The organism is Microvirga pakistanensis (assembly GCF_004458765.1).
Classification (GTDB): Bacteria; Pseudomonadota; Alphaproteobacteria; order Rhizobiales; family Beijerinckiaceae; genus Microvirga; species Microvirga pakistanensis.
In genome coordinates, this window is the sequence record NZ_SPJX01000184.1 from 100,456 (window position 1) to 114,523 (window position 14,068).

The window sequence follows — 14,068 nt, forward strand, 5'->3', positions numbered from 1 at the left end:
CGACGGGTCTGCGCCTCAGGCCGATTGTCTGATCACCTCGACCGTGTGACCATGATCCTCCAGGATCATGGCGGCGCCTTTTTCCGCGATCATGAGCGTCGGCGAGTTGGTGTTTCCGCTGGTGATCGCCGGCATGACGGAAGCGTCGATCACCCGCAGGCCGTCGATGCCGCGCACCCTCAGGCGCTCGTCCGTCACGGCCATGGGATCGTTCTCCGGCCCCATCTTTGCCGTGCCCACCGGATGGAAGATGGTGGTGCCGATGTCGCGGGCCCCCTGAAGAAGCTCCTCGTCCGAGTTCAAGTGGGCGCCTGGCTTGTATTCCTCCGGCCGGTATTTCTGGAGCGCCGGCATGGACACGATGTGGCGGACGAGGCGTAAGGAATCGACCGCAACCTGCTGGTCCTCCGGCGTCGACAGGTAATTGGGCCGGATCGAAGGTGGGTCGGCGGCATTGTGGCTGCGAATCCTGATGGTGCCGCGGCTCGTCGGCCGCAGGTTGCAGACGCTGGCCGTGAAAGCCGGGAAGGGGTGTGGATCCTCCCCGAACTTTTCGAGCGACAGGGGTTGGATATGAAACTGAAGGTTGGGCGTCGCGTAATCCGCAGACGAGCGGGTGAATGCCCCAAGCTGTGACGGCGCCATCGTGAGCGGACCGCGCCGGAACAGGGCGTATTCGAGTGCCATGAAGCCTTTCTTGACGAGGGATCGATACTCCTCGTTGAGCGTACGCGCCCCATGGACTTTATAGATGGGACGCAGCTGCAGGTGATCCTGCAGGTTCTCGCCCACGCCCGGCAGGTGGCGAATGACTTCAATTCCATGCTGCTGCAGGAGATTGCCGTCCCCGACTCCTGACAATTGCAGAATCTGCGGAGAGGCCACCGCCCCGGCGGACAGAATGACTTCGTTGCGCGCATGGATGCGCCGAAGAGTGCCCTGCTGCAGGATCTCGACGCCCATGGCCCGCGTGCCCTCGAAGAGGATGCGCGTGGCGTGCGCGTTGATCTCGAGCTTCAGGTTCGGGCGAGAAAGGGCCGGCCTCAGAAAGCCCCGCGCCGCGGACCAGCGCCGCCCGTTCTTCTGGTTGACGTGGAAGTAGGAGATTCCCTCGTTGCTGCCCGTGTTGAAATCGGTCGTGCGAGGAATGCCGGCCTGTACGGCGGCCTCGATGAAGGTGTCGAGGATGTCCCAGCGCATGCGGGGCGGCTCGACGCGCCATTCCCCGCCGCTGCCATGATGCTCGCCGGCGCCGAGATAGTGGTCCAGGTGCTGACGGAAGATGGGACGCACGTCGTCCCAGCCCCAGCCTTTCAGGCCCATCTGGCGCCAGTTGTCATAATCCTCGCGCTGGCCGCGCATGTAGATCATGGCGTTGATGGCCGAGCAGCCGCCCAGGACCTTGCCGCGCGGGTAGTTTAGAACGCGGCCATTGAGCCCGGGCTCGCTCTCCGTCTTGAACATCCAATCCGAGCGAGGATTGCCGATGGCGAACAGGTAGCCGACCGGAATGTGGAACCAGATCCAATTGTCCTTGCCCCCGGCTTCCAGCAGGCAGACGGAGTTGCTTGGATCCTTGGAGAGGCGGTTCGCCAGAACGCAGCCTGCCGAGCCTCCTCCGATGATGACGTAGTCGAACGTGGTGCTGTCGGACATGACACGCCTCAACCGATGGCCGAGGGCACAGCCTCAGGCGGTGCCTTTGGGCCTGCGCTTCATGAGTTCCAGGATCTCGCCGACGATGCCCCGGCGGAACAGCAGCACGCAGATGACGAAGATGATGCCGATTAGAACCGTGACGGGGAATTGCGACGAGGCGAGATAGTTCTGCAGGGCGATGACCAGTCCCGCTCCCACGATCGGGCCGATCATGGTGCCGATGCCGCCGAGAAGCGTCATCAGGATGACCTCGCCGGACATCTGCCATTGCACGTCCGTGAGCGTGGCGAACTGGAAGACGATGGCCTTCGTTCCGCCCGCGAGGCCTGCGAGCGCGGCAGACATGACGAAGGCGCCGAGCTTGTAACGGTCGACCCTGTAACCGAGAGAGACGGCGCGCCGCTCGTTCTCGCGAATGGCCTTCAGGATGTTGCCGAAGGGCGAGTTGACGATGCGCCAGATCGCAAACAGCCCGAACAGGAAGATCGCAAGCGTCAGATAGTACATCGCACGCGGCTCGTTGAGGTCGACGAGACCGAGCAGATGACCCCGCGGCACGCCCTGGATGCCGTCCTCGCCATGCGTGAACGGGGCCTGCAGGCAGATGAAGGCGAACATCTGCGACAGGGCCAGGGTGATCATGGCGAAATAGATGCCCTGACGGCGGATGGCCAGAAAGCCGATGACGAGGCCCATGGCCGCGGCGCCGACCGCGCCGAGCAGAATGCCCGCAAGAGGCTCCCAGCCCCAAACCTTGACCGCATGCGCGGTGAAATAGGCCGCGCCGCCGAAGAAGGCGGCGTGGCCGAAGGAGAGGAGACCGACATAGCCGATGAGCAGGTTGAACGCGCAGGCAAACAGCGCGAAGCACAGGATGCTCATGAGGAAGACGGGATAGAAGAAGAACGGCGCGGCGACGAGGGCCGCCAGGGCGATCGCGCCGAACACGAGGGAAGGGGTGCGCAGCCGGGGCTGCTCTGCCAGGTATTGGGTTCCGACAGCCATGATATTACTCCTCCCGCCCGAACAGGCCCGCCGGCCTGACGAGCAGAACGATGGCCATGATCACGAAGATAACGATGCTCGAGGCTTCTGGGTAGAAGACCTTGGTCAGACCTTCGAGCACGCCGAGCACATAGCCGGTCACGATGGCGCCGAGGATCGACCCCATGCCGCCGACGACCACCACGGCGAAGACGATGATGATCAGATTCGTGCCCATCAGCGGGCTGACCTGATAGATCGGGGCCGCCAGGACGCCCGCAAGAGCCGCAAGGGCAGCGCCCAGGCCATAGGTCAGCGTCAGGAGAAGCGGCACGTTCACGCCGAAGGCCTGGACGAGCGTGGCATTTTCCGTCGCCGCCCGGAGATAGGCGCCAAGCCTCGTTTTCTCGATGAGGAGCCACGTGCCGAGGCACACGAACAGGGAGGCGACGACCACCCATCCGCGATAGATCGGCATGAACATGAAGCCGAGATTGAGCGCGCCGGTCAGTTGGGCTGGCGGCGCATAAGGTTTGCCGGCGGCTCCGAACCAATGGCGGAACGCGCCCTCGAAGATAAGGGCCAGGCCAAAGGTCAGGAGGAGGCCGTAGAGGGGATCGAGGCCGTAGAGCCGCCTCAGCATGAAGCGCTCGATGAGGACGGCCACCACGCCGACGAGAAGCGGCGCGAGGACGAGAGCCGGCCAATAGCCGATCCCGGCATAGGTCAGCAGGAGATAGGCCGCGAAGGCGCCGAGCATGTACTGGGCGCCATGCGTGAAGTTGATCACCCGCAGCAGGCCGAAGATGACCGCGAGTCCCAGGCTGAGCATGGCATAGAAGGAGCCGTTGATCAGGCCGATGAGGATCTGGCCGTAGAGAGCGGGAGCGGGAATGCCGAAAATCGTGCTCATGCGTCTTACACTCCCAGCACTTCGTGGAGCTCGTCCATGCGCGCATCGAGCTCATGGCCGGGGAAGGTATTGACCATGCGCCCGTCCTCCATGAGGTAGAAGCGGTCGGCGACCTTGCGGGCGAAGCGGAAATTCTGCTCCACGAGCAGGATCGTCATGCCGCGCTTCTTGAGCGCGACGAGAACGTCCCCGATCCGCTGGACGATGACGGGAGCAAGGCCTTCGGTCGGTTCGTCGAGCAGGATGATCTTCGCTCCGGTGCGCAGAATGCGGGCGATCGCCAGCATCTGCTGCTCGCCGCCGGAGAGTTTCGTGCCCTGGCTGGTGCGACGCTCATGCAGGTTGGGAAAGAGCGTGTAGATCTCGTCGACGCTCATGCCGCTATCGGAGACATTCGGCGGCAGCATGAGGTTCTCGGCCACGTTCAAGCTCGCGAAAATTCCGCGCTCCTCGGGCACGTAACCGATGCCGGTCTGCGCCACCCGGTGCAGGGGCAGGCCAAGAAGGTCCTTGCCGCGCAGGCGGATCACGCCCTCGCGGCGGCGCAGGATGCCCATGATGGCGCGCAGGGTCGTGGTCTTGCCCGCGCCGTTGCGGCCGAGCAGCGTCACCGTTTCGCCTTCACGGATGTCCAGATCGACGCCGTGAAGAACGTGGCTTTCTCCATACCAGGCATTCAGCCCGCGAACTTCGAGGAAAGGCGGGTTACTCATGCTCTGTCCCCATATAGGCTTCACGTACGCGCGGATCGGCGCTGACGGTCGCGTAGGATCCGTCGGAAAGAATTTCTCCGCGCGCCAGAACGGTGACGCGGTCGCACAGATCCGCCACGACGTTCAGGTTGTGCTCCACCATGAGCACCGTGCGGTTCCGGGCGACGCGCCTGATCAGTTCGGCGATGCGTCCGATGTCCTCGTGCCCCATGCCGGCCATGGGTTCGTCGAGGAGGAGCATGGCCGGGTCGAGGGCGAGGGTCGTCGCGATCTCGAGCGCACGCTTGCGGCCGTAGGACAGTTCCGACGCCGTCAGGTGCGCGTAGGCGGAGAGATTGACCGCGTCGATCAGCTCCATCGCGCGTTGATCGAGGACCGAGAGGCTGCCGGAGGACAGCCAGAACTGGGTGGCGAGGCCTTTCGGCCGCTGAAGCGCCACGCGTACATTGTCGAGCACCGAGAGATGCGGAAACACCGCGGAGATCTGGAACGAGCGCACGAGCCCGAGGCGCGCCACCTCGGCAGGCTTTAGCCCCGTGATGTCGTTCCCGCGGAAGACGATCTGCCCGCGCGTGGGCGTAAGAAACTTGGTGAGAAGGTTGAAGACCGTCGTCTTGCCGGCGCCGTTCGGGCCGATCAAGGCATGGATCGTGCCTTCGTTGACGGACAGCGTCACATCCTTCACCGCGACGAAGCCGCGAAACTCCATGGTGAGGCCTGTGGCGCTCAATATCGGTTGAGTACTGACCATCTGTCGGCCGCTGATCCCGAGCAATGAAGAAACAGGAATGAAAGGGCGAGGACGGCCTGCACCGTCCTCGCCTCGTCGGTTGGGCGATTACTGCGTGAGCTGGCAGCCGCTGTCGGCGGCCTTCATGTAGGCCTGGTCGCCGGGAATCGTGGCGAGCTGCTTGTACATGTCCCACTCGCTCTTGCTCTCCTCCGGCTTCTTCACCTGGAAGAGATACATGTCGTAGACCATGCGGCCGTTGGGCAGCACCTTGCCGTTCTTGGTGAAGGCATCCTGAACCGGCATTTCGTGAAGCGCCTTGGCGACGGCCTCCGTCTGGTCCGTTCCGGCCTTCTGGACCGCCTTCAGGTACTGCGACACGGTTGAGTAGGTGCCCACATGGATCATGTTGGGCATCTTGCCGGTCTTCGCCTGGAAACGCTTCGCGAAGGCACGGTTCTCGTCGTTCTGGTCCCAGTACCAGCCTTCCGTCAGCGTCAGGCCCTGCGCGGCCTGCAGGCCCAGGCCCTTCACCTCGGCCAGCGTGAAGAGGAGCGCCGCGAGGCGCGTGCCGCCCTGGGTGATGCCGAACTCGGCCGCCTGCTTGATGGCGTTCGCCGTATCGAGGCCGGCATTGGCCATGCCGATGACGTTGGCGCCGGAGCTTTGCGCCTGCAGCAGGAAGGACGAGTAATCGGTCGCCGCCAGCGGATGGCGGACAGAGCCGACGACCTGGCCGCCCTTGGACTTCACGAACTTGGAGGTTTGCTCTTCGAGGGAGTAGCCGAAGGCGTAGTCCGCCGTGAGGAAGAACCACTTGTTACCGCCGTTCTCCACCAGCGCGCCGCCGGTCCCAACGGCCAGGGCATGGGTGTCATAGGCCCAGTGGAAGCCGTAGGGAGAGCATTGCTTGCCGGTGAGGTCGGTCGTCGCCGCACCGGTCGTCATGGTGATCTTCTTCTTTTCCTTGGACAGTCCCTGGACCGCCAGCGCGACGGAGGAGGTCGTCAGCTCCATGATGGAGTCGACCTTTTCCGTGTCGTACCATTGCCGGGCGACGCTCGAGGCCACGTCGGGCTTGTTCTGGTGGTCGGCGTTCACGATCTCGATCGGGGCGCCCAGAACCTTGCCGCCGAAGTCCTCGACGGCCATGCGGGCGGCCTCCACGGACGATTTGCCGCCGAAATCGGCATAGACGCCGGACTGGTCGTTGAGAATGCCGATCTTCACGACGTTGTCGGAGATCTGCTGGGCATAGGCCGCCTGCGCGGCTACGGTGCAGCTCAAGGCGAACAGAATGGGTTTGAGAACTCGCATCGTCTTCCTTCCCTCTTGATGTCGATGGGCAGGTTCGTCCTGCCATGTGTCGGACCGCATGGTGGAACCCCCCATGAAGCCGGTCAAGACAAGGTAACGGGGTGATAGGCCTAAGCAATGCGAAGCGCCTTCATCCTTAAGTCGCAAACATTCCACACGGTCACGGTTTCGTGTGGATGACGCCGGTCCCGATCCTGTGCGGCAACCCAGACCGGCGTGGAACGCGGTGTTCAGCGGCGGCCGAAACGCCTATATCCACAGTCGTTTCCCTTCATCCAGGCTGGAGTTCCCAATGACAGCTCACAATCCCCCGAACCGCCGCGTCCCCGACCTGAAGGACTCGTCCTTGCTCGTGTCCCAGGCCTATGTGGCGGGCGAATGGGTGGATGCGGCCGGGGCCAAGACGATTCCCGTCACCGACCCCTTCGACGGTGCCCTCATCACCAGCGTGCCCGATCTTGGCGCCGACGCCGCCCGCCGGGCCATCGACAAGGCCCATGAGGTGCAGAAAGAATGGGCCAAGCGCACCGCCAAGGAGCGCAGCCAGATCCTGAAGAGGTGGTACGACCTCATCATCGAGAATGCCGATGATCTGGCGCTCATCCTCACCACGGAGCAGGGCAAGCCCCTGGCCGAGGCCAAGGGTGAGGTGGTGTCGAACGCGGCCTATATCGAGTGGTTCGCGGAAGAGGCCAAGCGCATCGACGGCGACATCATCCCCGGTGCGAACCCGAGCCAGCGCATCCTGGTGCTCAAGCAGCCGGTGGGCGTGTGCGCGGCGATCACCCCCTGGAACTTCCCCAACGGGATGATCACCCGCAAGGTCGGCCCGGCGCTGGCCGCCGGCTGCACCATGGTGCTCAAGCCCGCAGCCCAGACCCCGCTCTCGGCTCTGGCCCTGGCGGTGCTCGCCGAGCGGGCCGGGGTGCCGAAAGGGGCGTTCTCGGTGATCACCACCAACGAAGCCAAGCCCATCGGCGAGGAGTTCTGCCGCAATCCCAAGGTAGCCAAGATCACCTTCACCGGCTCCACCAATGTGGGCCGCTGGCTGATGCGGGAAGCGGGCGAGGGCATCAAGCGCCTGTCGCTGGAGCTCGGCGGCAACGCACCCTTCATCGTGTTCGACGATGCGGATCTGGATGCCGCGGTGGAAGGCGCCATGGCGTCGAAATTCCGCAATGCCGGCCAGACCTGCGTGTGCGCCAACCGCATCTATGTGCAGGAGAGCGTGGCGGAGGCCTTCGCCGACAAGCTCGCCGCCAAGGCCAGAAGCCTGAAGCTCGGCCGCGGCACGGAAGCGGGCGTGACCATGGGGCCGCTGATCGACGACCGCGCGGTTGCCAAGATGGAGGACCATGTTCAGGACGCGCTGTCGAAGGGCGGCAAGGTTCTGGTGGGCGGCAAGCGCTCGGATCTGGGCGGCACCTTCTTCGAGCCGACCGTGATGACGGGCGTGACCCAGGCCATGAAAGTGACGAAGGAGGAGACCTTCGCGCCCCTGGCGCCGATCATCACGTTCAAGGACGAGGCGGACGTGATCGCCATGGCCAACGACTCGGAATACGGTCTGGCGTCCTATTTCTACGCCAAGGACATGGCCCGGGTCTGGCGCGTCGCGGAGGCGCTGGAGAGCGGCATGGTGGGCGTGAACACGCCGGCGCTCGCCAACGAGATGGCGCCGTTCGGCGGCATCAAGCAGTCGGGCCTCGGCCGCGAAGGCTCCAAGTACGGCATCGAGGGCTTCCTCGAGATCAAGTACGTCTGCCTCGCGGGCCTGTAACGAACGGGGCCGGGCTGTCCTGCGGCCCGGCCTTTTCATCCGTCAGACCCGAAGCGTGATCGCCACGGGCTGATGATCGGACGCGGTGGTTTCCACGTCGACGCGTAGATCGACGATCCGATCGGCCAAGTTCTCCGAGACGAAAATGTAGTCGCGGCAATGGGGGCCCTGCGGCCATTGCCTGACATCGGCGACGCCGGTCGTCGGCGCATGCGGTGCGCCGCCGTGCTTGATCGTCCACGCATCCGCGAAGGACGGAACGCCGGACGCGAAGGCCTTGCGCATCTCGGCGTGGAGAGGATCCTCGGGGCCGAGATTGAAATCGCCACACACGATGGCGCCGACAGGAGCGGGGAGGGAGCGGTACGGCCCCTCCGACGTATCGCGATGGTCGAGCCTGCCGCGCTTCTCATGGCTCTCGTGCACGTTGCGAATATGCGCGACCTGGGCCTTGCGATGCTCGTCCGAATGATATTCGAGATGGCAGGTGGTGACGCGCACGGGACCGAAGCTCGTTGCGACGACGACCTCGAGCGCCTGGCGCCGCATGCTCCGGCACTCCGTCGCCGGCCAGGGCAGCATGTGGCTCGTCACATCCATCACCGGCAGACGCGAGAGGATCATGTTTCCGAAGACCTGCGGACGGCCGTTTTCGTCCCGGCGCTCCACGGCCGGGCGGAAGACGGGCGTGTAGCCGGGCAGGAGCGAGGCGAGGATCGCGGGCTGGTCCACGCCCCCGTCATGGGGCGCGAACCCGTGGGAGATCTCCTGGAAGCAGAACACGTCCGCGTCGCTGAGCGCACGCGCGGTCTCGACGATGCGCGTGAGATCCACCCTGCCGTCGCAGCCGAGCCCCCACTGGATGTTCCATGTCACGAGCTTCATCAGCGGATGCCTGCGCGCATGAAGGACTGGACGAACTGCCGCTGAAACAGAAGGAAGGCCAGCAGCAGCGGCGCCATGGTCATCACGGTGGCGGCCGTGATGACGGACCAGTCGACACCCGTCTCGGGAGCCCCGAACACGGCGAGCCCCACCGTGAGCGGACGGCTTTCGACCGAGTTGGTGACGATGAGGGGCCAGAGGAAGTTGTTCCAGTGATAGCTCACGGACACGAGGCCGAAGGCGATGTAGGTGGTCTTGCCGAGGGGCACGAAAACCCGCCACAGTACCCCGAAGGAAGAGGCGCCTTCCACGCGCGCTGCCTCGACGAGCTCGTTCGGCACGCTCTTGAACGTCTGGCGCAGCAGGAAGATGCCGAAGGCCGAGGCGATGTAGGGCAGGGCGATGGCCGGAATCGTATCCAGCAGGTTGAGCGCGCTGATCACGCGGTAGTTCTCCACGATCAGCACGTCCGGCATGATCATGAGCTGCACCAGCACGAGGGCGAACAGAACCTCGCGCCCGAAAAAGCGGAAGCGCGCGAAGGCATAGGCCGCAAGTGTGGAAACGACCAGCTGGCCGGCGAGCACCAGGGATACCAGCATCAGTGTGTTGAGGTAGTAGCGCGCGAAGGGCGCCTGATTCCACGCGCGAACGAAGTTGTCGAGCGTCAGCGGGGCGGTGATGTCGAAGCGCGTGGCGTATTCCGATGGATGGAACGCGCTCCACAGGCTGTAGGCCAGCGGCAGCAACCACAGGAGCGCGAGCGCCCAGGCCGCGACCGTTTCGACCGAATGACCTTTTTGTCTCATTGGTAGTGAATCCTGCGGTCGAGATAGACGAACTTGGTGAGAGCGACGGCAGCCAGGATGGCGATCAGCGTCACGGTCAGGGTTGCCGCGAAGGCGGTGTCCTGGAAGGTGAAGGCGACTTCGTAGATGTAGTAGAGCAGGAGCGAGCTCGCGTTGTTCGGGCCACCCTTGGTCATGATGACGAGCTGATCGACGAGCTTGAAGGAGTTGATGAGCGCGTTGATCGAGATGAACAGGGTCGTGGGCATCAGGAGTGGCAGCGTCACGCGGCGGAAGAAATACCACCGGCTCGCGCCCTCGACAGCGGCGGCCTCCTTCAGCTCGGGCGGAATGGTCTGCAGGGCCGCGAGATAGAAGATCATGAAGAATCCTGCTTCCTTCCAGACCACCATGACGGCAAGGCAGCTCATGACTGTGGACGGATCGCCCAGCCAGTTGTGGCCGGAAAAACCGAGGCCCTTCAGGAACTGGTCGAGGAGACCGTAATCGGGCGTGTAGAAGAACAGCCAGATATTCGCCACGGCGATCATCGGAAGAACGGTCGGCGTGAAGAAGGCGAGGCGCAGGAAGGAGCGGCCCGTCATCTTCTTGTCCACCCACACAGCCATCAGGAGCGCAAGGGCGATGCTCGTTGGAACGGTGGCGATCGCGAACACGATGTTGTTGCGCAGCACCTGCCGGAAGACGTCATCCTCCAACATGTAGGTGTAGTTCTCGAGGCCGACGAATTCGGACGCGCCGCCTCGGCTGAGCGAGAAGAAGCTGTGATAGAGCGTCGCCAGGATCGGGTAGTGCGTGAAGGTCGCCAGGAGAACGATGGCAGGCAGCAGGAGCAGCCAGGCGTTCACGTTCGTCAGCCACGCGTTGCGTCTGACGGCCCTGGGCTCGGCGGCACTCATGACGGCGGACACCATCGCTTTCTCCTGCGGGATCGAACGAGGTGCTGCGGCAGATTTTCCGCCGCAGCACGCGAGATTGGCTACTTGTAACGGCTCAGGACGCGCTCGGACTGCTTCTGGGCGCTGTCGAGGGCCTCCTGCGGCGTCTGCGTGCCGGTGACGGCTGCCTGCACCGCGTCGTTGACGATCTTGTAGATGCGTCCGTTGTCATGCACCGACAGCTCGGCCACGGCGTGCTCCAGCTGATCGCGCGCCACGACCGCCTGCGGGAAGTCCTTGACGTAGTTCTTCATGACGTCGGTCTGGTAGGCGGCCGGCGTCACGGCCACATAGCCGGTCTTGATGCTCCATTCGGCGGCGCGCTCGGGAGCGGTCATCCAGCGGATGAACTTCACGGCAGCCTGCTGCTGCTCGGGAGACGCGCTCTTGAACACATAGAAGTTGCCGCCGCCGGTCGGCGAGCCGCGGCGCTCCTTGGCCGGAAGCATGGCGACGCCGAAGTTGAACTTCGCGCCTTCCCTCACGGCCGTCAGGTTGCCGGTGGTGTGCCACATCATGGCCGTCTTGCCCTCGAGGAAGTCCGTGCGCAGGGTGCCCCATTCCACGGCGCCCTTCGGCATCACGCCTTCCTTCGCCGCGAGGTCGACCCAGTACTGGAGGGCCTCGACGGTCTTGGGCGCGTTGAAGGAAACCTGGTTGCCGGCCTCGTTCATGAGCTTCTGGCCGTTCTCGATGGCGAGCGCCTGGAGCATCCAGTAGCCGTAGCCGGTGGAGGGGATCTCCACGCCCCAACGGGTCACGTTGCCGGAGGCATCCTTCTTCACGAGCTTCTTCGACATCTCGGCCATCTCGGCCCAGGTGGTCGGCGGCTTCTCGGGATCGAGGCCCGCTTCCTTGAAGGCGTCCTTGTTGTAGTAGAGAACGATGGTGGAGCGCTGGAACGGAACGCTCCAGGTCTTGCCCTCGACGCGGCCGTTTTCCATGAAGGCCGGGTAGAAGCTGTTCAGCCATTCCTTGTCGGCGCCCGGGATCTCGTCGATCGGCACGATCGCCTTCTCGTCGATGAGCGTGAAGAGATCGGTCGAGAACAGAACCGAGAGCTGCGGGGGCTGGCCGCCCTTCATGGCGGTCATGGCCTTGGTCATCGTGTCGGTATAGTTGCCGGCGTAGACGGCCTCCACCTTGATGTCCGGGTTCTCGGTCTGGAACTTCTGGACCATGTCGTCGATGACCTTCGTGATCGGCCCACCGACGGAGACGGGATAATACATGGTCAGGTTGACCGCGTGAGCGACACTGGCGCTCAGGCTCGCCACCGTCATGAGGCCTGCGGTGAGCAGGGCTTTCGTCTTGAACTTCATTGTCCTCCCCCTCCGGGTTTAGAAGCACGCATCTGCGCCATCATAGCAACAGACGCCTTTTCAGAGAAAAGCCTCACCGGGGCAGGGTGCTGCCCGCACGACGCTTTCCGCTGTCCCTGTCAAACAGATGTATGTGACGGTTTTGCCACCCGAGAGCGACTTGTGCACCGGCGGGCAGCGCGCAATAGCCTGTCTGGCGGACGGAGACGGTTTCCCCCTTCACGTCGCAGAGGATGATGCTGTCGGCGCCCAGATATTCCACCGCCTTGACGGTGGCCGGAACGCCGTCGTTCTCCACGAGGGAGACATGTTCCGGCCGGACGCCCAGGACGGCGCCGTCCTCCCAGGAAATGATGTTCATGGGCGGCGTGCCGATGAAGCGGGCCGTGAAGTCGCTCGCCGGCTCGTTGTAGAGCTCGTGCGGTGCGCCGTTTTGCTCGATATGCCCGTCGCGCATCAGGATCACCCGATCGGCCATGGTCATGGCCTCGGTCTGATCGTGCGTGACATAGACCATGGTCATGCCGAGCCGCTGCTGCAGGCCGCGAATTTCCGTGCGCATCTCGTGGCGCAGCTTGGCGTCGAGGTTGGAGAGCGGCTCGTCCATCAGGCAGACCGGGGCCTCCGCGATGATGGCGCGGCCCAGGGCCACGCGCTGGCGCTGTCCGCCCGAGAGCTGGGACGGCTTGCGCTCGAGCAGATGGCTCAGGCCCACGATGTCGGCCACTTTCTTGAGGCGCTGGTCACGCTCCGCGCGTCCGACACCGCGAACCCGCAGGCCGAAGATGATGTTCTCCGCCACATTCAGGTGCGGGAAGAGCGCATAGGATTGGAACACCATCGAGATCTTGCGCTCGGCGGGCGATAGGTGGGTCACGTCCCGGCCGCCGATGGTGATGGTGCCGGAATCGACCTCCTCAAGGCCCGCGATCAGGCGCAGGGTCGTCGACTTGCCGCAGCCCGAGGGGCCGAGCAGAACCAGCAGCGTTCCCGCATCCGCCTTGAAGCTGATGCGATCGACGCCTCCGACGCCGCCCCATGTTTTCGATACGGCATTGACGATTATCTCGGACATAGGGGTGATCCTCGAAACCTCACAATAGAAGACGCATTAGGCTTTGGCGGCAAGGAGGAGCTCGGCCAGTTCGGCGAAGCCGTCCCCTGAATGTCCTTTGGCGATGTAGGCCGGCTTGTGCCGCAGCCGGTGCACGAAGGAATGGATGTTGGCGACCCCGACGCTGAGCGGGAAGGCCGCGAACATGGGCTCGTCGTTCGGCGAGTCGCCCGCATAGACGACGCAATCCTTCGCCTGTTCCCAGTCGAGGCCGAAGACCTCGGCCAGGAGGGTCCGGGCCATGCTGAGCTTGTTGTAGTCGCCGAACCAGCCGTTCACATGGATGGAGCTGACCTTCGCCTGCGCGCCATGGCGCTCGAAGATGGCCACGATCCTGTCGACCTCGGACTCGGGCAGGGCGGGAACGTCTTCGCAGAAGTCGATGGCGAGGTCGGCCAGCCGGTAGGCCTGGTCGCTGGCAAGAGCGGCTCCGGGAACGGAGGCGAGAACCTCTTTCTCGATGGCATCGAGGCTAGCGCGGTTCGCCTTCAGTTCGTCGGGCGAGGCCCAGAAGTGCTGCTCCATCGTCCTCCGCTGCCGATCATAGCGGAAATAGAAGGCGCCGTTCTCGCCCACGATGGCGTCCACCGGCCACATGCGCGCGATGTGATCGCACCATCCGGCGGGGCGGCCCGTCACCGGGATCACCAGGAAGCCCGCGCGTTGCAGGTTCTCCAGTGCTGCATAGGCGGCTGCCGTCAGGATGCCCTCGGTCGTGATGGTGTCGTCGATGTCGGTGAGGATGACGCGCACGGAACGCGCCTTTTCCAGCGGGAATTGGGACAGAGGAATCATGCCGCTGCCCCATGAACGGGAGAGCGGGCGCAGCGCAGACCGGTCACTTGCATTCGCGGGCGTTTCCTTCGCAGGCCACTTCGTGGCTCGTTGAGGAACCTAGATGACA

General features: G+C 64.1%; 13 protein-coding genes. 1 reads left to right on the forward strand and 12 read right to left on the reverse strand.

Annotation, left to right across the window (positions count from 1 at the left end; genetic code table 11):
* Positions 1 to 15 precede the first annotated feature (15 nt).
* The 6 genes from E4K09_RS08175 to E4K09_RS08200 all read right to left on the reverse strand — a co-directional run bounded on the left by E4K09_RS08175 (position 16) and on the right by E4K09_RS08200 (position 6,316).
* On the reverse strand, positions 16 to 1,656 hold the full coding sequence (locus E4K09_RS08175) for a GMC family oxidoreductase (protein ID WP_134496250.1): 1,641 nt from the start codon (positions 1,654 to 1,656) through the stop codon (positions 16 to 18).
* Positions 1,657 to 1,689: 33 nt separating this feature from the next.
* A complete protein-coding gene (locus E4K09_RS08180; protein WP_134496251.1) occupies positions 1,690 to 2,664 on the reverse strand; it encodes a branched-chain amino acid ABC transporter permease in 975 nt (324 codons plus the stop codon).
* 4 nt (positions 2,665 to 2,668) lie between these two features.
* The gene (locus E4K09_RS08185; protein WP_134496252.1) at positions 2,669 to 3,556 is read right to left on the reverse strand and encodes a branched-chain amino acid ABC transporter permease; all 888 of its coding nucleotides are present in this window, start codon (positions 3,554 to 3,556) and stop codon (positions 2,669 to 2,671) included.
* A 5-nt stretch (positions 3,557 to 3,561) separates the two neighbouring features.
* Positions 3,562 to 4,269: an ABC transporter ATP-binding protein gene (locus E4K09_RS08190; RefSeq protein ID WP_134496253.1), complete on the reverse strand. Its 708-nt coding sequence runs from the start codon at positions 4,267 to 4,269 to the stop codon at positions 3,562 to 3,564.
* Entirely contained in the window at positions 4,262 to 5,020 is a 759-nt protein-coding gene (locus E4K09_RS08195) for an ABC transporter ATP-binding protein (protein WP_134496254.1), read from the reverse strand. Before E4K09_RS08195 ends, E4K09_RS08190 begins: the two co-directional genes overlap by 8 nt.
* A gap of 87 nt (positions 5,021 to 5,107) precedes the next feature.
* Positions 5,108 to 6,316 (reverse strand): ABC transporter substrate-binding protein, encoded by a 1,209-nt coding sequence (locus E4K09_RS08200; protein WP_134496255.1) that lies wholly within the window; start codon positions 6,314 to 6,316, stop codon positions 5,108 to 5,110.
* A 292-nt stretch (positions 6,317 to 6,608) separates the two neighbouring features.
* On the opposite strand from E4K09_RS08200, the gene E4K09_RS08205 reads away from it, so the two are divergent.
* Positions 6,609 to 8,096, forward strand: a complete 1,488-nt coding sequence (locus E4K09_RS08205) for an NAD-dependent succinate-semialdehyde dehydrogenase (protein ID WP_134496256.1) — start codon at positions 6,609 to 6,611, stop codon at positions 8,094 to 8,096.
* Positions 8,097 to 8,138: 42 nt separating this feature from the next.
* Here the strand turns inward: E4K09_RS08205 and E4K09_RS08210 are convergent, their stop codons facing one another.
* From E4K09_RS08210 to E4K09_RS08235, 6 genes are all read right to left on the reverse strand, one after another.
* Positions 8,139 to 8,981: an endonuclease/exonuclease/phosphatase family protein gene (locus E4K09_RS08210; protein WP_134496257.1), complete on the reverse strand. Its 843-nt coding sequence runs from the start codon at positions 8,979 to 8,981 to the stop codon at positions 8,139 to 8,141.
* Complete coding sequence (locus E4K09_RS08215; RefSeq protein WP_134496258.1) at positions 8,981 to 9,790, reverse strand: carbohydrate ABC transporter permease; 810 nt, start codon at positions 9,788 to 9,790, stop codon at positions 8,981 to 8,983. The genes E4K09_RS08210 and E4K09_RS08215 overlap by 1 nt, the downstream gene beginning before the upstream one ends.
* Positions 9,787 to 10,704 (reverse strand): carbohydrate ABC transporter permease, encoded by a 918-nt coding sequence (locus E4K09_RS08220; RefSeq protein ID WP_204985703.1) that lies wholly within the window; start codon positions 10,702 to 10,704, stop codon positions 9,787 to 9,789. Before E4K09_RS08220 ends, E4K09_RS08215 begins: the two co-directional genes overlap by 4 nt.
* A 65-nt stretch (positions 10,705 to 10,769) precedes the next feature.
* Positions 10,770 to 12,050 (reverse strand): ABC transporter substrate-binding protein, encoded by a 1,281-nt coding sequence (locus tag E4K09_RS08225; protein ID WP_134496259.1) that lies wholly within the window; start codon positions 12,048 to 12,050, stop codon positions 10,770 to 10,772.
* Between the two features lie 73 nt (positions 12,051 to 12,123).
* Complete coding sequence (locus tag E4K09_RS08230; RefSeq protein WP_134496260.1) at positions 12,124 to 13,125, reverse strand: ABC transporter ATP-binding protein; 1,002 nt, start codon at positions 13,123 to 13,125, stop codon at positions 12,124 to 12,126.
* A gap of 36 nt (positions 13,126 to 13,161) precedes the next feature.
* A complete protein-coding gene (locus E4K09_RS08235) occupies positions 13,162 to 13,959 on the reverse strand; it encodes an HAD-IIB family hydrolase (RefSeq protein WP_134496261.1) in 798 nt (265 codons plus the stop codon).
* Positions 13,960 to 14,068 lie beyond the last annotated feature (109 nt).

Excerpts from the sequence above, each read along its gene's own strand:
- E4K09_RS08175 (WP_134496250.1), bottom strand. The coding sequence starts at position 1,656 with ATGTCCGACAGCACCACGTTCGACTACGTCATCATCGGAGGAGGCTCG.
- E4K09_RS08180 (WP_134496251.1), bottom strand. The coding sequence starts at position 2,664 with ATGGCTGTCGGAACCCAATACCTGGCAGAGCAGCCCCGGCTGCGCACC.
- E4K09_RS08185 (WP_134496252.1), bottom strand. The coding sequence starts at position 3,556 with ATGAGCACGATTTTCGGCATTCCCGCTCCCGCTCTCTACGGCCAGATC.
- E4K09_RS08190 (WP_134496253.1), bottom strand. The coding sequence starts at position 4,269 with ATGAGTAACCCGCCTTTCCTCGAAGTTCGCGGGCTGAATGCCTGGTAT.
- E4K09_RS08195 (WP_134496254.1), bottom strand. The coding sequence starts at position 5,020 with ATGGTCAGTACTCAACCGATATTGAGCGCCACAGGCCTCACCATGGAG.
- E4K09_RS08200 (WP_134496255.1), bottom strand. The coding sequence starts at position 6,316 with ATGCGAGTTCTCAAACCCATTCTGTTCGCCTTGAGCTGCACCGTAGCC.
- E4K09_RS08205 (WP_134496256.1), top strand. The coding sequence starts at position 6,609 with ATGACAGCTCACAATCCCCCGAACCGCCGCGTCCCCGACCTGAAGGAC.
- E4K09_RS08210 (WP_134496257.1), bottom strand. The coding sequence starts at position 8,981 with ATGAAGCTCGTGACATGGAACATCCAGTGGGGGCTCGGCTGCGACGGC.
- E4K09_RS08215 (WP_134496258.1), bottom strand. The coding sequence starts at position 9,790 with ATGAGACAAAAAGGTCATTCGGTCGAAACGGTCGCGGCCTGGGCGCTC.
- E4K09_RS08220 (WP_204985703.1), bottom strand. The coding sequence starts at position 10,704 with ATGGTGTCCGCCGTCATGAGTGCCGCCGAGCCCAGGGCCGTCAGACGC.
- E4K09_RS08225 (WP_134496259.1), bottom strand. The coding sequence starts at position 12,050 with ATGAAGTTCAAGACGAAAGCCCTGCTCACCGCAGGCCTCATGACGGTG.
- E4K09_RS08230 (WP_134496260.1), bottom strand. The coding sequence starts at position 13,125 with ATGTCCGAGATAATCGTCAATGCCGTATCGAAAACATGGGGCGGCGTC.
- E4K09_RS08235 (WP_134496261.1), bottom strand. The coding sequence starts at position 13,959 with ATGATTCCTCTGTCCCAATTCCCGCTGGAAAAGGCGCGTTCCGTGCGC.